The 26498-nt window shown below is 43.0% G+C and carries 24 protein-coding genes and 2 tRNA genes; 6 read left to right on the forward strand and 20 right to left on the reverse strand.

Going from position 1 to position 26498, the window contains the following annotated elements:
• Positions 1 to 113: 113 nt before the first annotated feature.
• Entirely contained in the window at positions 114 to 293 is a 180-nt protein-coding gene (locus Q0788_RS04360) for a hypothetical protein (RefSeq protein WP_102092005.1), read from the reverse strand.
• Positions 294 to 778: 485 nt separating this feature from the next.
• Here Q0788_RS04360 and Q0788_RS04365 point away from each other — a divergent pair, with 485 nt between their 5' ends.
• Together Q0788_RS04365 and Q0788_RS04370 are read left to right on the forward strand one after the other, a co-directional pair.
• Positions 779 to 1060: a hypothetical protein gene (locus tag Q0788_RS04365; protein WP_101206189.1), complete on the forward strand. Its 282-nt coding sequence runs from the start codon at positions 779 to 781 to the stop codon at positions 1058 to 1060.
• 161 nt (positions 1061 to 1221) lie between these two features.
• On the forward strand, positions 1222 to 2079 hold the full coding sequence (locus Q0788_RS04370; protein ID WP_298808161.1) for a methyltransferase domain-containing protein: 858 nt from the start codon (positions 1222 to 1224) through the stop codon (positions 2077 to 2079).
• Between the two features lie 33 nt (positions 2080 to 2112).
• On the opposite strand, the gene Q0788_RS04375 is transcribed toward Q0788_RS04370, so the two are convergent.
• The 7 genes from Q0788_RS04375 to Q0788_RS04405 all read right to left on the reverse strand — a co-directional run bounded on the left by Q0788_RS04375 (position 2113) and on the right by Q0788_RS04405 (position 12502).
• Positions 2113 to 3438, reverse strand: a complete 1326-nt coding sequence (locus Q0788_RS04375; protein WP_298808162.1) for an ABC transporter ATP-binding protein — start codon at positions 3436 to 3438, stop codon at positions 2113 to 2115.
• Positions 3439 to 3562: 124 nt separating this feature from the next.
• Positions 3563 to 5239, reverse strand: coding sequence for an iron ABC transporter permease (locus Q0788_RS04380; protein WP_298808163.1), 1677 nt, complete (start codon positions 5237 to 5239; stop codon positions 3563 to 3565).
• Positions 5240 to 5423: 184 nt separating this feature from the next.
• Positions 5424 to 6548, reverse strand: coding sequence for an extracellular solute-binding protein (locus Q0788_RS04385; protein ID WP_298808164.1), 1125 nt, complete (start codon positions 6546 to 6548; stop codon positions 5424 to 5426).
• Between the two features lie 263 nt (positions 6549 to 6811).
• A complete protein-coding gene (locus tag Q0788_RS04390; RefSeq protein ID WP_298808165.1) occupies positions 6812 to 7534 on the reverse strand; it encodes a 16S rRNA (uracil(1498)-N(3))-methyltransferase in 723 nt (240 codons plus the stop codon).
• Positions 7531 to 9087, reverse strand: a complete 1557-nt coding sequence (locus tag Q0788_RS04395; protein ID WP_298808166.1) for a 3-deoxy-D-manno-octulosonic acid transferase — start codon at positions 9085 to 9087, stop codon at positions 7531 to 7533. Before Q0788_RS04395 ends, Q0788_RS04390 begins: the two co-directional genes overlap by 4 nt.
• A gap of 132 nt (positions 9088 to 9219) precedes the next feature.
• Positions 9220 to 10749 carry a tetratricopeptide repeat protein gene (locus Q0788_RS04400; protein ID WP_298808168.1) on the reverse strand — a complete coding sequence of 510 codons (1530 nt, stop codon included), beginning with the start codon at positions 10747 to 10749 and terminating at the stop codon, positions 9220 to 9222.
• 115 nt (positions 10750 to 10864) lie between these two features.
• On the reverse strand, positions 10865 to 12502 hold the full coding sequence (locus Q0788_RS04405; RefSeq protein WP_298808170.1) for a cardiolipin synthase: 1638 nt from the start codon (positions 12500 to 12502) through the stop codon (positions 10865 to 10867).
• A 301-nt stretch (positions 12503 to 12803) separates the two neighbouring features.
• Here Q0788_RS04405 and Q0788_RS04410 point away from each other — a divergent pair.
• Positions 12804 to 12879 (forward strand) — tRNA-Val (locus tag Q0788_RS04410).
• 37 nt (positions 12880 to 12916) lie between these two features.
• Positions 12917 to 12993, forward strand: a tRNA-Asp gene (locus Q0788_RS04415).
• 157 nt (positions 12994 to 13150) lie between these two features.
• Here Q0788_RS04415 and modB read toward each other — a convergent pair.
• The 12 genes from modB to surE all read right to left on the reverse strand — a co-directional run bounded on the left by modB (position 13151) and on the right by surE (position 23719).
• The gene (gene modB, locus Q0788_RS04420; protein WP_298808171.1) at positions 13151 to 13852 is read right to left on the reverse strand and encodes a molybdate ABC transporter permease subunit; all 702 of its coding nucleotides are present in this window, start codon (positions 13850 to 13852) and stop codon (positions 13151 to 13153) included.
• A 46-nt stretch (positions 13853 to 13898) separates the two neighbouring features.
• On the reverse strand, positions 13899 to 14771 hold the full coding sequence (gene modA, locus Q0788_RS04425; protein WP_298808172.1) for a molybdate ABC transporter substrate-binding protein: 873 nt from the start codon (positions 14769 to 14771) through the stop codon (positions 13899 to 13901).
• Positions 14764 to 15255 (reverse strand): molybdenum cofactor biosynthesis protein MoaE, encoded by a 492-nt coding sequence (locus Q0788_RS04430; protein WP_201571239.1) that lies wholly within the window; start codon positions 15253 to 15255, stop codon positions 14764 to 14766. The genes modA and Q0788_RS04430 overlap by 8 nt, the downstream gene beginning before the upstream one ends.
• 77 nt (positions 15256 to 15332) lie before the next feature.
• The gene (locus Q0788_RS04435; protein WP_298808173.1) at positions 15333 to 15614 is read right to left on the reverse strand and encodes a MoaD/ThiS family protein; all 282 of its coding nucleotides are present in this window, start codon (positions 15612 to 15614) and stop codon (positions 15333 to 15335) included.
• A gap of 89 nt (positions 15615 to 15703) precedes the next feature.
• Positions 15704 to 16210, reverse strand: coding sequence for a cyclic pyranopterin monophosphate synthase MoaC (gene moaC, locus Q0788_RS04440; protein WP_298808175.1), 507 nt, complete (start codon positions 16208 to 16210; stop codon positions 15704 to 15706).
• 30 nt (positions 16211 to 16240) lie between these two features.
• A complete protein-coding gene (locus Q0788_RS04445) occupies positions 16241 to 16954 on the reverse strand; it encodes a molybdenum cofactor guanylyltransferase (RefSeq protein ID WP_298808177.1) in 714 nt (237 codons plus the stop codon).
• A 57-nt stretch (positions 16955 to 17011) separates the two neighbouring features.
• Positions 17012 to 17542: a molybdenum cofactor biosynthesis protein B gene (gene moaB / locus Q0788_RS04450; RefSeq protein ID WP_298808179.1), complete on the reverse strand. Its 531-nt coding sequence runs from the start codon at positions 17540 to 17542 to the stop codon at positions 17012 to 17014.
• A 129-nt stretch (positions 17543 to 17671) separates the two neighbouring features.
• Positions 17672 to 18784 (reverse strand): GTP 3',8-cyclase MoaA, encoded by a 1113-nt coding sequence (gene moaA, locus Q0788_RS04455; RefSeq protein ID WP_298808182.1) that lies wholly within the window; start codon positions 18782 to 18784, stop codon positions 17672 to 17674.
• 122 nt (positions 18785 to 18906) lie between these two features.
• Positions 18907 to 20202 carry a gephyrin-like molybdotransferase Glp gene (gene glp, locus Q0788_RS04460; RefSeq protein ID WP_298808184.1) on the reverse strand — a complete coding sequence of 432 codons (1296 nt, stop codon included), beginning with the start codon at positions 20200 to 20202 and terminating at the stop codon, positions 18907 to 18909.
• 406 nt (positions 20203 to 20608) lie between these two features.
• A complete protein-coding gene (locus Q0788_RS04465; RefSeq protein ID WP_298808186.1) occupies positions 20609 to 21907 on the reverse strand; it encodes a lytic murein transglycosylase in 1299 nt (432 codons plus the stop codon).
• Between the two features lie 69 nt (positions 21908 to 21976).
• The gene (locus Q0788_RS04470) at positions 21977 to 22765 is read right to left on the reverse strand and encodes a M23 family metallopeptidase (protein ID WP_102094334.1); all 789 of its coding nucleotides are present in this window, start codon (positions 22763 to 22765) and stop codon (positions 21977 to 21979) included.
• Positions 22766 to 22900: 135 nt separating this feature from the next.
• Positions 22901 to 23719 carry a 5'/3'-nucleotidase SurE gene (gene surE / locus Q0788_RS04475; protein WP_298808189.1) on the reverse strand — a complete coding sequence of 273 codons (819 nt, stop codon included), beginning with the start codon at positions 23717 to 23719 and terminating at the stop codon, positions 22901 to 22903.
• A 541-nt stretch (positions 23720 to 24260) separates the two neighbouring features.
• Here surE and Q0788_RS04480 point away from each other — a divergent pair.
• Both Q0788_RS04480 and Q0788_RS04485 read left to right on the forward strand, forming a co-directional pair.
• Complete coding sequence (locus tag Q0788_RS04480; RefSeq protein ID WP_298808191.1) at positions 24261 to 24695, forward strand: hypothetical protein; 435 nt, start codon at positions 24261 to 24263, stop codon at positions 24693 to 24695.
• Positions 24696 to 25198: 503 nt separating this feature from the next.
• Positions 25199 to 26365 carry a D-alanyl-D-alanine carboxypeptidase family protein gene (locus tag Q0788_RS04485; protein ID WP_201579371.1) on the forward strand — a complete coding sequence of 389 codons (1167 nt, stop codon included), beginning with the start codon at positions 25199 to 25201 and terminating at the stop codon, positions 26363 to 26365.
• Positions 26366 to 26498: the final 133 nt, after the last annotated feature.

A 26498-nucleotide genomic window follows, 5' to 3' on the forward strand; every position in this document is an offset into this window, starting at 1 on the left:
AAGCTATTTTAGCACAAATTTGCTGATTTAGGGGGCTTTGACTGCCATTAAAATCAAGCTAGACGGTTCATTCACAGTGATATTTTAAATTATTGACACACACTAAAATAATTCTAATGACAGGTTTTTTTTGATTGGCTGATTTTGCCATTTTTACAGACGAACTTACCATCTGCTGAGCAATGAGACACCCCGCCCATTTTACCCGAACAAGGCGTATTTCGAGCTTGGGCTTGGCTCATAGATGTGAAGGCAAATACTAGGGCGAGTAGCGCTGTGCTGATTGGTTTCATTGTTTATTCTCCGTATCTGATGGATATTAAATAGAAAAATACTATACTCATTCAGTACAGCTCGACAAGATTTATTTTGACTAACTGAGTGAATAGTTATATTTCTATCTACAATTCAACATGACATTTAATTTAACGCTAAAATCTTGAGCATAGGGCTCATACGTAGTTTGCATATAAGCTCTATTAGGCAAACAACTAGGATGCTTAGAATATTTAGCCAATACAACAAAACCTACAACTGTCTCTGACGTGAACTGAGGCTCTTTCGTGAACTGATTGTTTTTATGTGCATGATTTTTTTGCAATCATAATTCTTTCATAAGCATACTGTTTTCAAAGTCATATTATTCTCATGAGCACATTATGATTTAAACCACTTTAATGCGGTTATTTTTTAGTGATACTGGACAAAAAAATTCTAAACGCTACACTACCTCATCTTTTATAGCACTTACATAACGACCTAACAGGCTACTTTTATTATGGATATCATTCTTGCAATTGTTTGGATTTTAGCAATGGTGCTATACAGCTTTTCGAGCGATTACGTTGCTAGCTTTCCTAACCATAACAATCGCGCTGTCCCTTATGTCCGTTGGGGAGCACTTTTAGTCGCTATGGCTTTATCAGCATACTTGTCAAAAGCCTATCAAGAAAACCTACAAGGCAATGGTATGTGGGTGTTTGTTATCGTGGTATTTGTCGTTATTGTTTTAGCGAAGGTCGTTTTTAAATGGGTAATTAACAGACGTTTGAAACGCTAGTTCATACTAAATATTTTTCTTATAGTCAAAGAAATCTAAAACAGCTACAAGGCAACCGACCGCAGATTGTACATATAGTACCTCTAGGGAGGGTAACACCGTAGCGGTTTAGTAGTTCGCTGACTATACTCTAACCCTCTTAATTATTGATCTAAATACCTATGACAATTAAACATCAAGATAGCCAGCCTGACTCAAACCTTTCTATACCAACAGAAGACAAACGAGCAGATCGTAGCTTCGATGCCATTGCCGATCATTTCGAAAAGAAAGTGTATGGTGGTTTAAAAGGCGAGATTCGATTGGCTGTACTACGCCGTGATATTTTTGAATATAGTTCACAGATGAGTGAAGCGCTTGGGCGACCTTTACGTATCTTGGATGTGGGTGCAGGGCTTGCACAAATTGCGATAGAACTTGCTGCTCAAGGTCATAGCGTAGTCATCAATGATATATCAGCAAATATGCTTGAGAAGGCGAAAGCGAGCGCAGAAAAAATTGATAAAAAGCTAGACATCACATGGTATGTTTGCCCTTATCAGGCGCTTGAAGAAAAACTGGCTCAGACAGAGAAGTTTGATTTGATTATGTCGCATGCGCTACTTGAATGGTTGGCAGAACCAGCGGCGGTCATGGACTTTTTTGATAAGCACTTAATAGATGGTGGCGCGTTATCTGTCTGCTTCTATAATCCAGCGAGTTTTGACTATCGTAATCTTATCATGGGGAATTTTAACTTACTCGATAGCTTACTTGATGGTAACGATTACAAAGCGGACAATAAGAAAAGCCTCACCCCCAACCATCCCGTGGCCAAAGAAGAAGTCGAGACGTGGCTTCAAGCGCATGATTATCAGACGGTACGTAGCAGTGGTCTACGAGTATTTCATGACTATGCGCCGCTCAAACGTGGCGGTCATAACGACCCAGATGCAGTGATAAGAATGGAGTTACGCTACTCACAGTTAGAGCCGTACAAATGGCTTGGTCGTTACTTACACATTTTGGCTAAACGGTAAATTGAGACGACAGCTCAAGAATGGTAAATGCTACTAAACCTCTTCATCCATTCTCGATGACCTATCGTATTCTGACCAAGTAGTGGCATTGATGTCTTTTTCATCGAAAACTACGACATGCTCCAGCAAAGGCAAAATGCCAATATGCGAGCCGATTGCATGATTATGATGGCTTGCAACCAAGGATAAGACAGTCTGTCCGTCATCTAACTGTAGTCGATACAAATAGTTGGCACCGCGAAACACACGTCCGATAACCAAAGCTGTCTGCGTACTGTCATCATCATGAATAATATCATCAGGGCGCACGAGTACTTTGATTGGCGTACCATTTGGATAATCATATTCGCAATACTGTGGCTGGCCTGATTCATCATAGACTTCCATGCGGCGATAGATATTACCTAGCGCCGTCTCAACATGACCTTCTTTGATGATACCGTCTATCATCGCGCCTTCGCCTACGAATTCAGCGACAAAAGGACTGACAGGCTCATGATACAGCTCGCTTGGTCGCGCCCACTGTACCAATCGTCCTTTATCCATTACCCCTACTTTATCCGCTAGCGCGAACGCTTCATTTTGATCATGAGTGACCAAAATCGCTGTAGTATTGGTACGTTTGAGGATATCACGGACATTCATTGCTAGTGATTCACGCAGCACCACATCTAGATTAGAGAATGGTTCATCAAGTAATAGTAGTTTTGGTTTGGGGGCTAGTGCTCTTGCGAGAGCCACACGCTGCTGCTGACCACCAGAAAGCTCATTAGGACGTTTGTCTGCATGTTCAGTCAATTCAACTAAGCTTAGCATCTCAGCCACACGGGCTTTTTTGTCAGCAGCTGACCATTTATTGAGACCAAAGGCGATGTTTTTCGCCACGCTTAAATGACCAAAAAGAGCATAATCCTGAAACACCATGCCCATGCCACGCTTGGCTGGCGCAACTGCGAATGATTGGCGAGCTGTCTTCTCAGTTAGACGTTGATTGTTTAGATAGATAGTGCCGCCGCGACTTTGCTCCAGTCCCGCGATTGCTCGAAGCGCTGTTGTTTTCCCGCAGCCGCTATAACCCAAGAAGCAACCAATCTCGCCTTGCTCCAGCATCAATGATAGACCATTAACGACGATAGTATCGTCATAGCCTACGATGAGATTTTGCACACTAAAGTAAGGATCTGTCGCGATATGTTTCTCAATATTTTGTTGTGAGGTATTGTTTTGTTCTACAGTTTTATTCGGCTGAACTGGATTAATTCTATTTTGTGACAGTGGTGACTTTGCTACAGGCACATGGCTAGCCCGAGCCTTTTCTGACTTAGAATTTGTTGAGTCGTTCATTGAATCAGTGTACATAGACGGTACCAGTTCGCTATTAGTAAGTAAAACCATCGATAAAACAGAGCAAATTATAATATAGCTGACACTACGAGTGTGCTGTTAAACTTATACCAAATTATTGCTATTAACTTTGTTGCTATTAGCTGTGTTTATCGCTTTGACGCAGTAGTATCCAGACAGGAAGCAAGCCAACTAACACGATTAGCAAACTCGGCAATGCGGCTCGTCCCCACATACCTTCGCTCGTCATTTCAAATACTCGTACTGCAAGCGTATCCCAGCCTTGACGCCGTGTCATCAGCGTAATGGGCATCTCTTTCATCACTTCGACAAAACCCATCAATAATGCAGTCAATACGCCAGGGCTAAGCACAGGTAGCATTACATGACGCCATCGCTGATAAGGACTGTCACTCAGTAATTTTGCAGCAGCTTCTTGATTGACTGTCAATCGCTGCAATTGTCTGTCAACTGGCTGAAAGCTCACCGTCATAAAACGTGTCGATAACGCCAGTAGCATAACAATGACACTGCCAGAAAGCACTTGCTGTGAGGTGATACCAAACGCAATCATTTGATTATCAAGCCACGCAATAGGTATAAATATCCCTACCGCCAATACAGTCCCCGGTACGACATAGCCTAAATTGGCTAAAGTGGTCATTAGCTTAGTCGATTTATCAGGATACTGCCGTTTGATCCACGCAATGATAATCGCCAAAAAAGCAATAAATAGCGTGGTCATACTAGCAATCATGAGGCTGTTGGTAACAAAATCAATGTAACGCGCATCAAAATCTTGGCGAAAATTCAGTGCTGTCCAATAGATAAGCTGCAAAAAAGGTATCAAGAAGGCGATTAAAAAGATGAGCGTACACAGCAGTGTCATGGCGAGTTTGGCAGGTTTGCTAGCGTCAAAGCGTTGGCTGCTACCTTGTGTAAGTGAGCTACCACGCTTAGCTTGCCAATACTGCTCAAACAATACCACGATAAAAATCACACCAATAAGCAAGGCTGCTAACTGAGCCGCTGTGGTCAAACTAAAAAAACCAAACCATGCTTTATAAATGGCGGTAGTAAAAGTATCAACATTGAATACCGATACTGCACCGAAATCCGCTAAGGTTTCCATACTGGCTAGCAGCAAGCCGCCAATGATCCAAGGCAGTGCTTGCGGTAATGCCAACCGAAAGAACACGCGGCTACGACTCAAACCTAGCATCTGCCCCGCTTCTATCGCTCGCCTGCCTTGTGACAAAAATGCCTGACGCGCGAGCAAATATACGTAAGGGTAAAACGCTAGCGATAATACCAAGCCTGCGCCCCATACATTCCTTATCGACGGTATGGCAGTACTGATACCGGAATCCCGCAGAGCTGTCTGTAGCGGCCCACTAAAATCAACAATGCCAATAGTGACAAATGCCAATACATAAGCAGGGATGGCAAGTGGCAACATCAACGCCCACGAAAAGAAACGCTGACCCGGGAAACGATACATACTAGTGACCCAAGCCAGAGCAGTACCAATAGTGCCTGAAACAACTGTCACCATTAGCAATAAAATCGCCGTGTTTTTGAGCACTTGCGGCAGTACATAGTCTGCCATATGTGTCCAAATCTCTGCCACTGGCTGAGTCCACGACAGCAGCACGATTAAAATTGGTACTAGCATAAACAACGAAATCAGCCCTAAGACTGATTTCGAGATAATACGTTTACGAAGGGCGTGGTCTTGGCTGACAGTCTGCTTGTCATTAACACCGCCATTGACAGTATCGTTTTGACTAACAGACGCATCTGGCGTTGTGATCATATTATCATTACCGTGTCATACGTATAGAGACCTTATAAGCTTATACCAACCTCAAAATCGTCATTACTTGAATAACTCCTTTGTAATGACTAACCTTTGAACCTATTCTTTAAAAGCTATTGCTTAAGAACTATTGTCTCGAAGTTATGATTTTGCGATTGGTATCAGTATTACTGGCGATCCCTTATTTATAACCCGCTTTATCCATCATTTGGATAGCTTGAGTTTGTAGTTCACCGAATTTCTGTACATTGATATCGTCTTTTTTGAACTCGCCCCATGATCTGAGCATGTCTGACTCATCGATACCTACTTTTACTGGGAATTCTTTGTCAGAGCTGGCATAAAGACCTTGTGCCTCATCAGATGACAACCACTCTATCAGTTTAAGCGTACCATCTGGATTGTCTGAACCTGCAACCACGCCAGCGCCTGAGATGTTTACGTGCGTACCAGTCGTATCTTGGTTTGCCCAGAATATCTTCACAGGGAAGTTTGGTTTTTCATCCAATAGACGACCATAGTAGTAGCTATTGGCGATACCCACTTCACACTGACCAGCAGCGATAGCTTCTAGCATCGCAACGTCATCACTGAACACATCAGTCGCTAGGTTATCAACCCACCCTTTAATAACTGCTTCGGTTTTTTCTTCGCCCAAATGCTCCATCATGCTAGCAACAAGCGATTGGTTATAAACCTTTTTAGAGGTACGTAAGCATAGTTTGCCTTTCCATTTTGGATCGGCCAAATCTGCATAAGTAGACAACTGGTCAGCAGTGACTTTGCTTGGATCATAAAAGATAGTACGTGCACGTAGTGACAGACCTGTCCATTGACCTTTTGGATCACGGTATTTTGCAGGGACGTTGGCTTCTAACACAGTAGATGATACTGGCTGCAATAGGCCTTGCTCTGCAGCTTGCCATAAGTTACCAGCGTCAACGGTCAATAGCATATCAGCTGGAGTATTCTGACCTTCCGCTTGCAAACGCGCCATGAGTGGACCTGTTTTGTCCGTGACCAACTCAACTTTTACGCCTGTTTGCTCAGTATAGCGATCTAACAATGGCTTAATCAGCTGCTCATTACGTGATGAGTAGATAGTAATCGTCTGACTATCAGCAGTCGTAGCTTCGTCAGTTGCTGCTTGCTGCTCAGCACCTGTTTCTGTTGACTCTACTTCTACGCTTTCTTCTGTGGTTGAAGAATTACTACAACCTGCTAGACCCAACATCATGCCAAATACGGCTGCAGGTAAGATAAGCTTCGTAGAGGTTAGATTAGCGCTGATAGCGTTCAATGACATGGTTTTCCCCATAGTAATGCTATAAAAAAGTAAGATGTATAGTGAGACAAAATAACAGTGATTATAACGATGACTTGCTAAGCGCTAGCAGTAATCAGGCCATAATATATTAAAGCAACATACTAATCGAAGTGAGATTAATTATCAATACATTTGTTTAACTGGCAAATATATCAGTGATGAGTCTTGAGCATTGATTTTTAAGAACTATTTTTCACCAGCTCTTTCAATAGTTTGGTCTAGCGACGCGTTTTAGCATCCATCTATAGCAGCCATTGTCCTAAAATTGCATTGACCGCAGCTTCTGTACGTAAGATACGAGAGCCTATATGTACAGGCGTGCAACCTTGTGCCGACAGCAGCTCTATCTCATAGTCAATCCAGCCACCTTCAGCGCCTATGCAAACTATACTCGGTAGCTCTCGTGATGGTTGCTGTTGTAAAAATTCAGAAAAGGACTGCTGACTATAAGGATGCGCGACTATCGCTCGACTGCTCATTAAGCTTGCAAGTGTGTCTTCAACAAATGGCTTAAAACGTTTTTGTAGCGTAATACTAGGAACAATCGTATCGATGCTCTGCTGTAAGCCTTCTAATACAAACTCGTCAACCCGCTCAAGCATGGGACTTTGCCAATAGCTTTTTTGGGTACGGTAGCTATTGATCAGAATGATATCGCGTACACCAAGCGCCGTCATATCCATGATCAATCGCCGTAGCACTTTAGGACGCGGTAACGCCAGAATAACAGTCAAATCTAATTTGGCTGGCGGCGCAGTATTCAACTGGACGTTACCTAGCCGAATACGGTCAGCGGTAATATCTTCGATAACAGCAGTACCAAGGTTGCCGCCGATCTGGCCAATTTTAAGCGTATCACCGACTTTTGCACCCAGCACTTTAGTCACATGGCTGACTTGAGACAAGGCATCGATGTTCGCTGTGTCTGATGAGAAGTTTTTAGCGGGCAATAATATACAGTTCATAAGCTATCTTGGTTGGAAGACATCTCGACTGCGTCTTCAATCATCGTAAATTGGCGGGTCAGTACCGCTTGCTGCTGTATCGTCATTTGCTCGCCAGCTTGCCCTGCCTGCGCGGCCAATGGTAAATTACTTAACCAAGTCGCCAGCTGCGTATAAATGCTCACAGCGTCTTCACGGTTATAAGCTGTTTTCTTACGAGAGGATTTTATGTTCGCCTTTAACTGATCATCACTGACCATCTGTGCATCCGAACTACTTGAGTTATCTGACTCAATTGGACAATAAAAATTATTGCTTGGCTGATATAAAGCGCCTACGCTAGCCAATTTATCTATCACGCTTTGGCACGACTGAGTATAACGTCCCATCAGTATAGGCGTTGCCACACTAGCAGGCTCAACTGGATTATGCCCGCCAATATCTACCAGTGAGCCGCCCACAAACGCTACATTTGCCAATGTATACCAAGTCATCATCTCACCCATACTATCTGCTAGATAAACTTGCGTATCTGCATCAATCATGTCTCCATCGCTGCGGCGCACCATGTTTAACCCAGTTTTTTGAATGAGATCCGCTACTTCATCAAAACGCTCAGGATGCCTAGGGACAATAACAAGCAACGTATCTGCTAATGTGGCTTGAGACAGTAGTTGCTGCTGCAATGACAACGCTGCTGCCTCTTCGCCATCATGAGTACTCGCAGCTACCCACACAGGACGATCTGCTATACCAAACTCTGCTCGCAGTTCAGCTTTCTTATTATAAATACCATTATCTTCTACCGCTTTGTCATTGAGTTTGGACGCATTGATTACCCACTTTAATGAGCCTGCCACACGAATTTGGGCGCTACTAGCCCCTAACTGCCGAAAGCGTTTAGCAGAGTCACTGTCTTGCGCAATAATTAAGGAGAGGTTTTTCATCATACTGGCGCTGACTGCACCAATTTTTTGATAACTCTGAAAAGAAGAAGCAGATAATCGACCATTGACTAGGATACTTGGAATACGGTGCTGGGATAATTTGGTCAAGATATTTGCCCATAGCTCTGTTTCTACAAACAGTGCAGCGCTCGGCTGTACATGCGTTAAGAAAGTCTCGATCACAGCAGGGCTGTCGACTGGCACATAGCTATGACTCATCTGACCTTGAGCTATCTGTTCTGCAAAACGACTGGCCCCACGAGCAAAACCTGTCTGAGTCGTATTGGTCAACCATATCTGATAGCCATTAGCCAATAACATATCTAGTAAAGGCGCGACCGTATTGGTCTCACCTAATGAGACTGCGTGGCACCAAATTACCCCTTTATCGCTATCAGCATTGACCACTGGACGCGGTGGATACTGCTTACCAAAACGCTGATCGATTTCCTGCTGATAATTGTCATTTCTATGAGATCGACGCCATACTTGCAGACGATATAGTGGCTTTAGTAGCCCAATAAGAGACTGATAATATAAAGGTGTCTCGTATACCATACGACTAGGTGATGATACAGGGTCCATTGGATTCGCAGAGTGGTCAGACGGGGTATTAGATGATGGCATGGAACAGCCCAGATTAGTTATGAATCAAACAATAAAAGGGTAAAGGTAAAGCGCGCCAATTCTACCTGAATTTAAGCTGTAACAATAAGCTTTTAAAAAGTTACTGAGTAAATATTTATTAGGTAATGATTGTTAGATAATGACTATTATCAATAAAGCGACTGCGATGATTGCACCAATTAACAGCTGATAACGCTTGGTGCTATGCTGCTCTTGCTTCTGTGTGATCAGCAGCATTTCTGCTTGCTGCCATTGCTTGACCAGATTGGCCGCTTCGGCATGACCATTATCTGCCGCTTGCTCTAACCAGTATTTACCGCTATCTATATCTTGAGACACCCCTACTCCTTGGTAATACATCTTACTGAGTAGACGCTGAGCACGGCTATCATTTTTGCTAGCGGCTTGATTAACCCACTCTACGCCAGATTTTTTAGAATCATCGCTATTTGTAGCCAAACCTTCACCTAACAATTCATACATGGCCAAACGTAACATAGCCGCTGTATTCCCATCTTCAGCAGCCGATTGTAGTAATAGAAGCGCTTTATTTTTTGCCGTGTTGTGATCATTTGAAAATATAACTTGGCGACGAGGCTTGTTCTGCTTGGCAATATGCTGCTCGAACTGATCCAGTACTTTACGTGCTTGCTGATACTGCATATCACCAGTTGGTTGTGGCACCGCTATCTCATCTAACTCTACGAGCAGTTGCGTAAACATCTCTGGCGTTGATGTGTTTTTTACAGATGACGTAGGCTTGGTTGTTGGCTTCGTTACTTTAGTCAGCTCAGGCTTTATTGGGCTCTCAGATTTAGGAGATACTACGCTTGTTTGCAACTCAGTTATCGTATCAGGCATAGCAGATGGAGCTGCGAGACTTTCACTATCAGTTACAACTATATTAGCTTGGTGATGCTCAGCTCCTATCGATACTTCCTCTGGCTTGTTAAGAGGAACATTTAATTGACTAGTACCAACATGCGTATTTAAATCTGCGCTCGGAGCGATACTTTCAGTGACTTGATGAGTGGTTGCTTTATGTGTTGTTACTTTGTTTGTTGTTACTTTATCCGCTGTTAATTCGGGCATTGGATTAACATCGTTACTTAGAATAGTTGGTAGTCTAAGGCTAATCGCTTGATACAACCCGCTCTCTACTTGCCCGCCTTGTACCGCGTCAAACTGCCGATCAATATGACCAAACAATCGTAGCCCTATTGGCTCTAGTGCAAAAAACAAGCACTCTTTAACCCCGCTATCATCATAACCGACAGCCATATGCTGATAAAAATCATCGGTGATCAATGTTAGCTCAGGGTAACGTTTACGCAGCTCAAACTGACCATACCAATGTGGCTTGCTTTGCCACTGCTGCGCCAATACACGACCTGCATAAAACGCCAAAAACACCATAAAATTACGATAGCGCTCATCGACCAGCAGTGTCACCTCATCCCATATACCGCTCTTGATCATATCTCGGCGCACTTGGGACAATAGCGTATCTATACGCTGTAAACTCTCAAGCGACTCATCTAGCCTACAAGCGCGCAGCTCAGTTTCGTAGGCGATACCACCTGCAATAGGACGCCCAGCTAAGAAATCTTGCCAATAGCCTTCTGCAATGTAGTCCAGTGGCGTTAAAGGTGATGCAGACATAGACGGACGTGACCTCTTGCAGATAGATAAACCAAAAAAATATAGGCTATAAGATTGCTACGACTAAGATGATAGAACAATACTAGTAGATTACCTTACCCTAAAAATCCGAGTGCTACAATAAAGGACTGAACAAGCGCACGACATTATCAAACAATCGTTTTGATCCGTGACGCTGTTGCCACTCATCACTATCCAAGATTCGGCAGTTTTCTAAATAGACTTCCTGACAGTCCGCTACTTGGGCAACCATTTCTGGCGTATAAATCGCCAAACTGACTTCCATATTTAGATAAAAGCTGCGCATATCAATATTGACGGTGCCAAATAGACAGTAGTCATCATCGATAACCACTGTTTTTGCGTGTAGCAAACCGCCTTTAAACAATGCAATCGTTACTCCAGCATCCAATAACTCTTGATAATAAGCTTGAGAAGCGTGCTGTACCAGAAACGAGTCAACCTTTTCAGGAACAATAATCGTTACATCAACGCCGCGCTTAGCTGCTATCGTCAGCGCGCCCGATAGGGATTCATCAGGGACAAAGTAAGGTGTGGTAATACGGATGCGCTTATTGGCACGATGAATCACGGTAACTAACGTATTGTAAATCACATGAGCCGTTAGCTGCGGTGCTGAAGGTATTAGCTGCGCCAAGACTTTGTCCACGACAGGCATCTTTGGTACGACAATCGAAGTGGCACCTATATCTGGCTGCTCATGATCATCAATCGTATCCGCCAATACCTTCACACGGCTATTTAAATCATTGATGGTCGGATGCATCACATATAACTTACGGGTATAGTTATTAACCCGTTGATGCAGCTCAGCAAGATTGTCATTACTTTCAGCACCGATGTCGGTAACAATTACCTTGGCCATCGCTGTATTGATACTAATTGAGTGCTGGCTAGTCGTTCGTAGCGCCACATCAATCCATTGACCGACATTTTTGTTTTGCTTAAAAAACCTTGGATCAACCAGATTGAAGCTGCCGATATAGCCAATATGTTCATCGATAACCACCATTTTGCGATGATTGCGCAAATCAGAACGTTTAAATAATGTCTTAAATAACCCTACTGGCAATGACTGATGGACATAAACTCCTGCTTTTTCTAATTTGCGGTGCACGCTACTATTAATAAAGCTAAAGCTGCCCACACTATCAGCCAATATATGACACTCTACGCCGCGCTGAGCCGCTACAGACAGCGCTTCTATGACCTCTAACACCTGTCCTTTTGGATAGACAATATAAAATTCCATGAGGACAATGCGCTGGGCGGCATGGATATCTTCAATCAAACGCTGAAAAATAGAAGCAGGATCCGTCAACAGCTGCATTTGATGATTGGGAAATACACCAAACCCTGTCCAGCGCGTTCCTATTTGGCTAACACCGCGGTAGTTGGCTGGTAATAAGTCCTGCCCTTTATCAAAAATCAGATGCTCACGCCTTGCCATATCGTTCATCAAGATGCTGGCTTGATCTACGCGTTCACGATAGCGCCGTCCAATCATCGGCTCACCGAGCAAAATGTAAGCCACAAAACCAAATACTGGTAACGTATAAAGCACAGCCACCCAAGCAATAGACACACCAATATTGCGCTGCACAGAAACCACGCGCAGCGTCATTACTATCATAAGTACAATATGCAGCACCAGACCTAGACCCGCTAAGTCTCCCCAGGTCCAGCTGGTAAAAGTATCTTTAATAGTAAAAGTGTTTATATTGGCCTCCATCAACCGTGTTCAACGAATAAAGCATCCATAACGAGCAAAGCATCCATAGTATAGTAGCTTTTCACCTCTAAACAACAAATAATGATAATAAGTGTACTTTTAGAAATACTATATAATACATGGCTTTGAGTGCTATTTTTGATAGATTACAAGTGCGATTTATAATTATTTTCTAAAAATATTAAAATAATATTTGACACCCAACAGTAAATCTATATAATACACACCCACAGCAACGGAGCTTAGTGACAAACTTAAGAGCTCAGTTGATGTTGAATAAATTGCATAGCAATTGTTCGAAGGGTGATTAGCTCAGTTGGTAGAGCGTCTGCCTTACACGCAGAATGTCGGCGGTTCGAATCCGTCATCACCCACCACTTCTTAGCAAGTGGCTAAACAAGCTAAGAGACCTAAGCAGCGGTAGTTCAGTTGGTTAGAATACCGGCCTGTCACGCCGGGGGTCGCGGGTTCGAGTCCCGTCCGCTGCGCCATATTTAAAACGAATTTAGACTTTCGAGTTTAAGCAAGTTTCGCCTCAAACATTAGATTGTTTGAGGTTTTTTTGTGTCTACATATTTTGCTTAGACATTGTTTATATAGCTACTGCGCCAGCTAACACTTCTTAACTCGCGTACAAATATTTCAGTGCTATGGACGTTGACTTATTCGGCTCACACTAGCGATTAACGCTACCATCACTACCCCCATGATAATCAAAATACCAGACATCATATGCGCCGCCTCATAGTTGAGCGCTTCTACCTGCTCATATATAGCAATTGATACCACCTTAGTTTCGCCTGAGATGCTGCCGCCTATCATCAGTACAACCCCAAACTCCCCAATGGTATGAGCAAAGCTCACCAAACTACCCAAAATAATACCAACCCGCGCTTGCGGTAAGGCTACTTTCATAAACCGTCGCATACGACTTGGTTCTAGGAGATGAGCAACTTCCGTGACACTTTGCGGAATACGTAAAAACTGTGCATAGACAGGCTGTATATAAAAAGGCAATGAGTAAATAATAGAACCAATGACCAGACCTTCAAAGGTAAAAATCAACGGGCTAATATTATGTTCGCTCAACCATTGACCGATACCCACACTAGGACTGAGCAGTAACAGTAGATAAAAACCAATCACGGTAGGTGGTAGCACCAGAGGCATCGCAATGATGCCCATGAGCAGTACCTTAAGACGTCCTATTGCTTTTATACGGCTCGGCTTAGCCAACCAATAAGCGATAGGCGTTGCAAATAGCAGTAAGCATACGGTGGTCACGCAAGCGAGCTTAATGCTCACCCAAAATGGACTGAGCATATCTGACATAAGAGACTGGTCGATCATATAATGTCACTGCTCGTTCTATGATGAGAGGGGTTAGTCTAACGTATTACTGGACGGCCAGATAGCCTGCTTGTAAGAAGTGCTGCTGCCCTGCTTTTGAGCGCAGGTAGTCGGTGAAGTCGGCTGCTGAGGCGGTATTATTAATAACTATCCCATCTTGTAAGATAGCTGGATAAGACGTTGGCAATAAGGTAATAAACTGCTCAGGCTTGGCTTTAATCGCAACAAGCTGAGACTGTGCTACAAACCCATAGTCCACACTACCCGTATGCGCATATTGAAATGCCTGACCGATATTCTCTGACTGTATTAAGCTTTTTTGAGCATTTAACTTATCATACATATTTTGTGATTGCAGATAGGCTTTTGCAGACGCACCATAAGGCGCAAGGTCAGGGTTCGCAATAGCTACCTTGCTGTCCTGAGTAAAGTCAGCACTGGTAAACACATCACCCAGCGATGTTGGTGTAAAATTGTTTAAAGGTTTAGTGACACTATAGAGTGCTAATTGACCTCTGGTATACGTAAAAGGCTTGGTTAGCTTATTATCTTCACTAATAACACCAGCTGAATTTTCATCAGCCAATTTAGCAGGGAACGCTTGATTGGCAGACAAAAATATATCATATGGTGCCCCTGCTTTGATTTGCGCATACAACTTACCAGAAGAGGCATAAGTAACTTCAATATCTGAGATACTTGAAACATTTTGGGCAGATGAGCTGTTATCAGCCTGATAGCTATCAATAATATGAGGGAGTACATCAGATAAGTTAGCAGCCGCAGCGATACGCAAAGTCTGGGCTGGTTCAGTGGTATCAGAAGCAAGCGCCATATTGGCGTCTTTGTCTTGCGTACAAGCATTTAATGATAATAGCAGACAAGCAGATACACAGACAGTAACTAATGACTTAACCATTATTGCTAAGCCATTTAGACGAATCGTCTTCGTAGTATTCTTGCTTCCACACAGGAATGTCCGCTTTGATAGTATCTAATATCCAGCGACACGCATCAAATGCTGGATAACGGTGCGCTGACACTACCCCAACCCACACAGCCACATCGCCAATCTCTAACGCACCGATACGATGTATCGCAATAGCATGCGTAATTTCAAAACGCTTTTTGGCCTCTTCTATAATGGCGCGGCCTTGATTGATGGCCAAATCCTCATAACCATAATAGGTAAGACGATCAACGCTCGTGGCGTTATTATGATTGCGCACTCGCCCTTCAAAACAAACAAACGCACCGCAGCTGTCATTATCTAACGTACTTTTTAGCCTATCTTCATCTATAGCAATATCTAGTAGCGCAAAGCCATCACGCTCAGCGATAAGGTAAGCTTCGTCAGCACTACGTTTGATGCTCATTGAATGATCGTGGACGTTGTCGGTCATTTTTCTTCTCTATTTATTATTTTTTCTTTGTAACCACTGAATAGCCACTGATAAAATGGACACTAGTAAACGCTTGTCTAACCACCAGCGACTGGCGTGATGAAAACCACGCTATCACCATCATTTATCTGGTCAGTCCATTTAGCAAAGTAGTCATTTACTGCAACGCGTAGCTCCGACTGCGGACGGCTAAAGCGATGCTTTTGATTAAGCTGTTCGTATAGTTCAGTCAATGACGTATCCTGCTGTACGCTTACTGTCTCTTGCTGACAATTGGCCTCGTCAGCCAAACTGGCAAAATACATGACATTAATATTCATCGTTGATTCGATATCAGTTGTCATATCGATAGCACTCATAAACCTCTCCCTCTTATGCAAGCTTCCTTGCTTAGCATTTAGCATATTTTTATTAATTGATTAACGATGCACTCTGCAATGTTGTCACTTTAAGCATGACTGTAATCTGACTTACCACCTGTCTTCTTAACCAAATGAATATTATCTATAACGATGTCATGTGATAGCGCTTTGGTCATATCATAGATAGTTAAGCAGGCTACACTGACTGCTGTTAGCGCTTCCATCTCAACCCCTGTCTTATGCGTGACCTTGACCACCGCACTGACCGTGATGCTGCTGAGCGCGTCGTTATACTCAAAGCTCAAACCTATCTTGTCTAGCGGTAGTGGATGACAAAGCGGTATCAGATCATGAGTGCGTTTGGCCGCCATGATACCAGCGATATGAGCTGTTTGCGTGATGCTGCCTTTTTTGGTCATCCCATCAGTCGCTTTAATCTGCGCATAAATTTCACTGGGAAAGCGTACTTGTCCAGTGGCATTGGCTTCTCGCGTCGTTGCTGTCTTACCACTAACATCGACCATGGTAATATCACCATCACTGTCTAGGTGAGATAAAGTAGATTGCGGATTTATCTGAACGCTGTCACTCATTTATATAACCTTTCTTATGTGATATTTTTATTATTTTGGTAGAGCAGCACATACCTGCTTAAAATCTTCAGGCGTATTGAAGTTGGTTAGATTTTGCCACTCTTTGCTAAATGGTACAGCTTGCACCAATGGTTGAATAAACTGCATTACTCTACGCTGTCCGCTATCTATATAGCTTTTCAAATCAGGCTCGATACTTAGCTGATACAGGCCTAATAATGGATATAGGTGACTGTCACCTTTCAAGCAAATTACTTTTTTATTGGCAGCAAGGCTTATTTCACATTGTAATTTCTGCCACAAGTCAGTTACTGGTATTAAGCTATCACAGCTAATAACCAGTAACCACGATGCTTGTACGTTTTTTGATACGCCTGAATCTTTCAAACCGTTCAAATCGTTCAATGTTTGTAAGGCTGATTCAATAGCGACCAAAGCGCCGCCAGTTTTAATCTGCTCATCATGCTTGTTAGAGTCAACATCAGCACCATAATCAGCAATGTGAATAACAGGCGCATTAGGTTTTTCTGAATAGACATCTAAACCAGTTTGAAAGTCGCGACCATTATCTGCAATCAATATAGGAACCTGTAAATTGCTTGCATGACGAACATGATAGTCTAGCAGCTGCTCACCTGACGGTAGTGTCAGCATCGCCTTAGCCGTTCCCATACGTCTAGATGCCCCGCCTGCCAAGATGACCACACCTGCCAATCTGTCCAAATTAGTTGAGCGCTCTGTCATTGTGCCATTACCTATCAGTTTTGATTTAATATCAATCTTGGCTCAATTATTTATAACTCAATCATGGCTAGGGTTTTGTGCCAAAAAATGCGGCACAAAATTGCACGGACGAGTACGACTGTCAAACTGATCTTTTAAGATATTTTCCCAACCAGTACGGCACGCACCAGAGGAACCTGGCAGACAAAACACACCAGTGCCATTGGCCATGCCAGCAACTGCTCGCGATTGTACGGTAGACATACCGATTTCATCTTTTGAGATTAAACGGAACATTTCACCAAAGCCATCGATTGATTTATCAAACAGTACACTCACAGCTTCTGGCATACTATCTCTGATGAAGAACCCTGTGCCGCCAGTTGTAATAACCGCATGAACGCCTGGACTAGCAATCCAACCACTAATGACTGCCCGAATCTGGTAAATATCGTCGGTGATTAATTGACGATCTGCTAAATGATGACCTGCTTCGGTCAAGCTGTCTACTAAGTACTGCCCTGACGTATCTTCTGCCAACGTACGGCTATCAGAAACAGTCAATACAGCAATATTAAGCGGTGTAAATTGTGCAGCAGGCTTACTCATAAATAATCCTTTGTAGATGTCATTTTATAATTGTATTAAAAAGCAGTTGTATTAAAAAAATTTATGTAGAAAAACGATTGCACTGGAAGACAATCACTATCAGCGTCATGATTGCAGACTCAAAATGTTTTATCCGCCGATTATCGATAGATTGTGCATGATGCCACTGTTAGAGTCATGCAGATGATGATGCTCAGGCTTGATTGGCATAAAGCTATGTAAAGTGTTTACCAGTCCTTGGATATCGTCTTGTTGTAAGTATGGACGGATATCGTAGTTGCCTTGATCAAACAAACACAAATGCACCTTGCCTTGGCTGCTTACACGCAGACGATTACAGGTATCACAGAAGTGCGCCGCATATGGGGCAATCATACCGATACGACCGACATACTCAGGGTGGCTGTACTCTACCGCTGGACCATCGGCACTACCGCGCTCATGTGGCTGCCAGCCATTTTCTAACAAGTAATCGGTGATAATATCAGACTGAGCATGCTGCGCAAAAAACAAATCGCTATTATCACTAGTCTGCATAAATTCGATAAAGCGATAGGTCACTTGTCTGTCTTTGACATAGTCGATCGCCGTGATTAAATTCTCAAAAGCAGTCTCTGCCATCAAGACACTATTTATTTTCAGCTTGATGTCAGTCGTTTCTAACAATATATCCATGTCAGCCAATATCTGCGGCAAGGTATCAAAGCCTGTCATTTTATGAAAAGTAGCAGCATCAAAACTGTCCATACTGATATTGAGCTGATCAAGTCCAGCAGCTTGCCAGTTGGCTATATGTTTACCCAATTTATAGCCGTTACTGGTCATCGCGACCGTCTCGATACCGTCAGTCTGCTTAATCGTTTCGATGATTTCGACGACATCACGACGAATAGAGGGCTCACCACCTGTAATTCTAACTTTTTTGGTACCTACTTGAGCAAAGCCACGTACCAAGGTTGCAATTTCAGAGATACTCAGCTCATCATCAGGGCGCTTACCTTGATAACCATTTGGCAGGCAATACTCACAGCGAAAATTACAAAAGTCAGTAATAGACAGACGCAAATAAGTCAGACGCCGTGCAAACCCATCGGTTAGCGGCTGGTGATAGTCACTCATCTGCTCAGTGGGCACGACCAAGGAAGGCTCTATGCAGCCATCAGATAATGCCGGTGCCAAGCTCGGTGAATACAGTTGCGGGCTGTCTATTTTGTGTTTGTCATCTATGTTGTCATCAATCATATGTTACTGCCATCAGTACTGCTTACTATAAGCACTACTTTGTTATTCGTGTTTAGCATACCAGTGTAAGGTTACTCTTTAGCTTTGTGCGACCACCTTACAATAAATTGGCAAACGATGAATTAGCGATGTAGCCAAGGAAACGGTTGTACAACGACGTCACTAGCAGCTGCTACATTCCCACTGTCTTTGTCCAATACAATAAAGCAATTGGCGCGGCTCAGCTGTTTGATTCTATGTGACTGCTGTCTTGAGAAGCACTCAACTTGGTAATTACCTGTCTTATCTCGTGACAATACACCACGCTGGAAGTCTTTACGGCCGGGGGATTTTCTGATATCACTGATGAGTTTGGCTTTAATAGTTAGCGGCATTGGCTGCTCTGATACGCCAGCACCTGACATTTGCCACAATGCAGGAATCACAAACTGTAGCGTACCCACAACCGTAGAGAGCGGATTGCCCGGTAGGCCAAAATACAATACCGGCTTATCAAGATTTTCATTCAATTCACCAAATACAAAAGGCTTACCAGGCTTCATCGCTACTTTATAATGGTTAATCTGACCTAATGTTTCGATCACCGTGGTCAAAAAATCATAGTCACCAACTGAGACACCTGCTGTCGATATCAGTACATCACAGTCCTGCATGGCCTCATTGACTGCGATAGTTGTCTGCTCTAGGTTGTCAGGAATAATGCCATAATCACGAATAGTGATAGGCAGATCTGATAGCAGGCTTTTGAGCGTTGGAGTATTAGAGTTATATATTTGGGCTAAGCTTTGTAGCTCATTACCAATAGCTACGAGTTCATCACCTGTTGCCAACACGCCTACAACGAGTGGTTGAAACACGTTCACTTGGCTAATACCAAGGTTGGCGAGTAAGCTAATATCTGCAGGATTTAGTCGTTTACCGATTTTTAAAACGGCTTCCCCAGACTCAATCTCTTCGCCTTGTGAACGGATATTATCATCAACTTTGGCCGTTTGCGTGAGCGTGATGTTATAAGGTCGAGATTTATCAACGGTCGCTTTGATATCTGCAAAATTTGTATTCTCTTGCATAATGACCGTATCACAGCAATCTGGTACGACTGCACCGGTGAAAATACGTACCCCTTGCCCCGCCTCTGTCTCACCAGTATAAGCACTACCAGCTTGCGACTCACCAACGATTTCGATAGTACTATTTTCTGATAACTCACTTCCCTTTGCAATCGCATAGCCATCCATTGCAGATAGGTTCTGTCGCGGTACATCAAAGGGTGAAGCAATATCTTGAGCCAGTATATGGTTTAGGCTGCCCAGCAACTCTAGAGTATTGACGGCTCTTTTTTGTAGTGGAAAGTCAGTAATATGATAACTATCTATCCGTTGCTGTATCGCAGCTTGTAATTCTTCCATGGTAATCATAAGGTCACGCTCTTTCTGTCGTTCTAATTATTTATAATCGAAACTGTTACTAAAAATGGTCGTTGAAAAATGTCACTCAAAACTATGAGTAAAAGTCATCGTTAAAAAACACATTATCTAGAGTCTATCATTCAAAGTATCAACTTTCTTGTATTAACCTTGTCCTGATAAGTTTTGAATAAAGCCAGATTACACTGGTCTTAATATTTGATACTTATTGCATTGTCCATGGTGTTAAAGGTGTTAGCAAAATCAGACATAGATTGAGACAAAAAAAGCACCTTGGCAAGGTGCTTTTTGTAGAACAAAGTAAATTATCGTTTGATGGCTAGTGGCTAATTAATAATGGCTAAGTACGATTAAAAAGAGCCACTTTTATACAGTGTATAAACACCGTCAGTTTACCTCACCATCCAGCCAATAAAGACGCACTGTTTTGAGTAATGAATCCGTCTGGCGTTTGGCCGTTATCTGCTTGCCAGCGCTGGAATGCCGTGCGAGTATTGGTGCCCACGATACCATCAGCGCCTTTGGTATCATAACCCATACTAGTCAAACGACGTTGTAAGTTAGTCACTTGCGTAGTCGATAACGGACGCTCATAACGAGGCCAAGATTTTTGCAAACCGCTTTGTCCATTAATTGTTTTGCCTAGCAGACTAACACCCAATGCATAGCTTGATGAGTTGTTATAGACTTTGATCACATCAAAGTTTGGGCTTAACAGTAACACTGGACCGTCTTTACCAGCGGGTAACCAAAGCTCCATCTGAGTATTGGCATCTAAGTAAACGTCCGCTATCGTATCGACACCCATTGCAGCCCATCTAGCAGCAGGCTGTTTACTACCAACCACTGAGTAATCAAACGATGCTGGCACCGTTGCCTCATAAAACGGTGCTAAGCCACGAACCCAACCTGAATTGCTAAGATAGTTGGCCGTCGAGGCTAGTGCATCACCAGTCGCCCAAGGATTGCGATGTCCATTACCATCACCATCTACCCCTTGTTTGAGCCAAGTCTCAGGGATAAACTGTGTTTGTCCCATGCCGCCTGCCCAAGAACCGTCGAGCTGTGACCATGATACGTCACCGCGTTGTAACAGTGTCGCTAACGATAGCAACTGCGTTTCAGCAAACTCTTGACGACGACCATCATAGGCAAGACTGGCAAGAGAACTTGGCAGATCGCTATTACCGGTCACAGCGCCATACGATGACTCCATACCCCATATCGCAGCGATAATCTCTGCATTAACCCCATACTGAGACTCTAGCTGAGACAAATAAGCACGCTGCTCAGCAAATTTACGTTTACCTACACTGACGCGTCCACTTGATACCGCAGAATCTACGTATTCCCACGGCATCTTAGAAAACTCGGGCTGACCTGAATCTAATGAGATGACTTGCTGATTTAGGTAAGCAGAGTCAAGCAATCGACCAATAACTTGGGCATCATAGCCTGATGATATTGCACGCATAGAAAAGTCTGACTTCCAATCAGAAAAGCTACTATAGCTAGGCTTGGGTGCAGGCTGCGGTTTTACGACTGGCGCAGGTGTTGGTTTGACCTGAACGGTTTGGGTTTGAGTAATCTCAACGCCGCCTTGACGAACAGGCTTACTTTGCATTGCCTGCTGGCTTGTACACCCGACCATCACTAATGCTGGCACAAAGGTGAGGTATTGCTTTTTTAATCTCATAAAAAATCTCAAACATGAATAAATAAAATGGCTCACAGTGGCCAAGCTATCCGTAGCTATTATTTAAGTCTAACGCCCAAGTACGCTACGCGGGTCAATAGGATTACCATTTAAGCGAACCTGAAACTCTAAGCCTACCTCATTGGTCTGACCACTACTGCCCATACTGGCAATACGTTGACCACGCTGTACTGTATCGCCCTCTTGCACCAATAATTGGCTATTGTGCGCATAGGCTGTGATGTAGTTATCACTATGACGAATCATAATTAGATTGCCATACTCTGGCAGACCGTTGCCTGAGTAAAGCACAGTTCCTGATTGGCTGGCAAGTACTGGATCACCAACCTTGCCCGCAAACCACATTCCCATATTGCCCGCAGCAGGGTCAATATTACGAGTCACTGGGTTGCGCGTAGGATAATCATAACCAGAGGTCGAGTTGGCAGTGGCCTCATAAGCTGGTGTTTGAGACTGGGTCACAGGTGGCGTATAAGTTGGTTGCGTTTGAACTGGGGCACTGTAGCTATTGTTACTTGCAGTGCTGGCCGCATTGCCTTGCCATAGTTTGAGCCATTGGCCACTATATATGGTATATTTACTATCTAGATTGTTCATCGCTCCGATTTGGCGGTAGTTCAGACGATAGCGCGCTGCAATCTGGCTGACCGTATCGCCGCGTTGTACACGATGATAGTTAGGGACGCCTTGCGCGTTAGTAATAATCTTAGGACCTGCTTGGTTTGCTGATTGATAGGTAGGCTTAGTTGCACAGCCGACGACAGATAAAGTAGCGACTGCCATAGTACCAATCAACGCGGCTTTGACAAGGTGCGATCCAGCTATGATTTTTTTCATACAAGGTTCCTATTCTTTGTGTTGCTCATTCATTGTTTAATCATTCAAAAGCTCTTAATGCCATACAAGAGTCTTCTGATATTCTCATAACACGTCAGTGTTTAATAAGCCGGTATGGATTATATCTTATAGAATTTATAGCGCGAGTGTTAATAATCTCTCCAGCGCTGCCGTTGGCGTATGATGTAGGCGTACTGGTGATAAACTGACATACCCTGCCGCTACAGCCTGATAATCTGTCATTACATCCTGCTTTGCTTGTACCGCATCGATTGACGTTTCTAATGGTCGCTCATTTTTACCTTTTCGTAGAGACAACCAGTACGCATCTCGGCCGCGTGGATCTATCATATGGCGTACTGGCTGAGCAGCTTGCTTATGGCCTAACGAGGTTATTTTTCGACCCCTGATATCATCGGCATGCTGCACATCAGGAATATTAACGTTTAATACATGATAGGGCAAACTTTTGAGCATCTCTAAAATCGAAGTCTCAGTAAGCAGTTTGACGATTTCATGTGCGGCCACTTGATAATCACTGGCTGATTCTTGCCCACCGTTTTTGACACCCCCGCCTACCAAAGACGTTGCTATAGCAGGAATACCAGATAGTTGCGCGGTCAATGCAGCACCGAACGTACCAGAGAACATCACATCCTGTCCAAGGTTAGCCCCTGAGTTAATGCCTGTAATCACGCAATCAAAGTCACTATCACGATATAATTCATGGATTGCTAGATAGACACAGTCAGCTGGTGAGCCATTTACCGCTACAAATCCAGAAGGCAGCTGATGCGTATGCAGTGGTCTTGAGACACTCAGCGCGCTGGCATAGCCGCTTTGTTCATCGTTGGGAGCGACGACCACCACTTCGCCGATAGTCGTTAACGCCTGAAATAGTGCCAATAATCCTGGCGCATACACACCGTCATCGTTACTAATTAAAAATCTCATTTCTACTCAGTATCTGGTTAATATGTTATTAGCTGTCTTTCTACATCTCTATTTGGTAATTCTACTATCGCGCCATGTCTGTTCAAGATATGGCATAAAAATACGATGCTCATATTTAAAATGAAAACATGATACTCTAATTCTCCAATGACATGACGCCTCAGTCTAACGAAAAAGAATCATTTTGATAGCATGGGCGATTATAACTGAATAATATAAAGACACGAACCCTGTCTTTAGCAAAGTATCATGTTCTTCTTATGCTGATAATTATATGAGAAAAATAACGTGACAAATATTTGTATAGAGCGGATGACAACTAGTAGATTAAGCATCGCGTTACAATACGCAACACCCCACAACAATACAAACCGATGTACTGATACTGAAGTAACGTCATTAGGGTATGCTACTGATATGTTGCTAAAAAATGGTTTTGGCTCACAAGATATCTACACATAAATCAATATTTTATGTGACTTTTGTTTTTTTACCGATTAACATATGACCATTAAATAAAGACGAGCGAGTGTAATACTGAATGAATAAACAATCGATATTATCTATAGCTTCTGTGATAGCAAATACTGCCTTAAAAGTTGGGATTGCAGGACTGATAACGTCTGTTGCTATGCTGTCTCAAGCTTCTAATGCTGCGAATAACTCTGGCACTACCATTCCGCTAGACATGTCTGGCATCAACATCACTAAGCACGAAATTGCGGTAATGCAGGTACTATCAGAGATATGCCCACCAATGCTAAATGGTAAGCAAAAACAGCGGTTTTATAAGTCGTACACTGTGCAGCTGCATGAGCTAATGCCTTCTCTAGAAGATCCAAAAGCGGCTATTCAATACTTATCTACACAGCAAGACTATCGCCAGATATTACAAGGTATTCGTAGTTGGACGATGGGATTCTCAAAGCAAGAAAACAAAGCACTATGTGAAGATTTGGCAAACGCGGACTATTAGACAACTAGCTAGTTTGATTCAGCGACTAGCGTCTTCTGCTTAACTTGTTAATAACAATATTTGTATCAATGATAATAAAATAAAAGCTATGTACTCTTTATAACATCGGTTAAGCAAAGTTTATCAACTGGTTGTCTAGGTATCTGTAGCTTCAAAGCTTGCTGTCACTTTACTTGTTATTCACAAGCAGTGCAGCAGGCTTTTTTGTGAGCGTTAAATTTTTATTACAGAGACTGGTCAGATGATAGTCAGAACAAATATATGATAGGTCTTCATTTTTCTTTTCAAACTTGCCTTATTTTTGCATTTATCGATTCCCCATCGGTAGTCATTTTGCTAAGATAAGGCGTTAATTTTATGTCTATTGTGTAGGCGTTACTATTTTCGTCGATACATTATTTTAAACACTGCATTTAAGACATGCTGCTTAAAATAATGTATGGAAATAGGTACAAAACATGAGCGATAAATACATTTGGTTCCATGATGCGGTGTAATGATATATGACAGTAAAGCGTGTAAAAAATCAGTTGGTACAGCTGGTAGTTGGTGTAAGTATCTCGATGAGTGCAGTAGTGGCAAACGCAGCCATTCAACCACCTGAAATGGACAATACTGCCTATGTGTTGATGGACTATAACACTGGCGAAATTTTGGCTCAAAAAAACGCCAATGAGGCACTGCCGCCAGCATCTCTGACTAAGATGATGACCAGTTATATCATTGAGCAACGTTTAGCATCAGGCGACCTGAAAGAAGATGAACAGGTATTGATGAGTCCAAACGCATGGTGCCGTGGTAGCAGCAGCCAATCTTGTATGTACGTGCCTGTGAACAAAACTGCCAGCGTCATCGATATGCTACGCGGTATTATCATTCAATCAGGTAATGATGCATCAAAAGCCATGGCTGAACATATTGCTGGTAGCGAAGCCTCGTTTGCAATCTTGATGAACGAACAAGCGCAAAAAATTGGCATGGAGAACTCTAACTTTGTCAATGCTACTGGTATGCCTGATGAAGGTCATTTAGCATCTGCTTTGGATTTATCTAAACTTGCTCGCGCTATTATCAAAAACAGCGGCGACTACTATAGTATCTACGCAGAAAAAGAGTTTACGTATAACGGTATTACTCAAGGTAACCGCAATGCTCTGCTGATTACCGACCCAACTGTTGATGGCTTAAAAACTGGCCACACTGATGCGGCAGGCTACTGCTTGGTTGCATCAAGCAACCGTGAAGGCATGCGTCTAATCTCTGTCATTATGGGTACCAAGAGCCAACAGGCTCGAGCCGATCAGTCACGTGAACTACTTAACTGGGGTTTCGGGCACTTTACAACAGTTACCAAGGCGCCTGCTGGACAGTTCGTTAGTAAGCTTCCAGTATGGTTTGGAGAAGCTGACGAGGTAGAGCTTGCAACTGGCGACAACTTGCAAATTTTAACTAGCAAAACACAGAAAAACAAAATCACCACAGTGGTCGATATTCCTGAGAGCTTAGAAGCACCGATCAAGAAAGGTCAGGAAGTTGGTAAAATGATGGCTGTTATTGATGGCAAAGCGGTAGCCTCAGTTCCTATTATCGCAACTAATGATATCGAACAGTCAGGCTTTATGAGCCGTACGTGGGAACATATCGTACGCTGGGTAAAAAATCTTCTCTAAGAGAAAATTTTAGAAAGCACTTCTAGCTAAAAACTGTTTAAAAAAAGACGCCTTAAAATGGGCGTCTTTTTTGTTTTTTATGCCTACTGTAATTTAAAAGTGCTTTGATACTGAAAAGTAGAAAATATAGAAA

Source organism: uncultured Psychrobacter sp. (genome assembly GCF_947500265.1).
Classification (GTDB): Bacteria; Pseudomonadota; Gammaproteobacteria; order Pseudomonadales; family Moraxellaceae; genus Psychrobacter.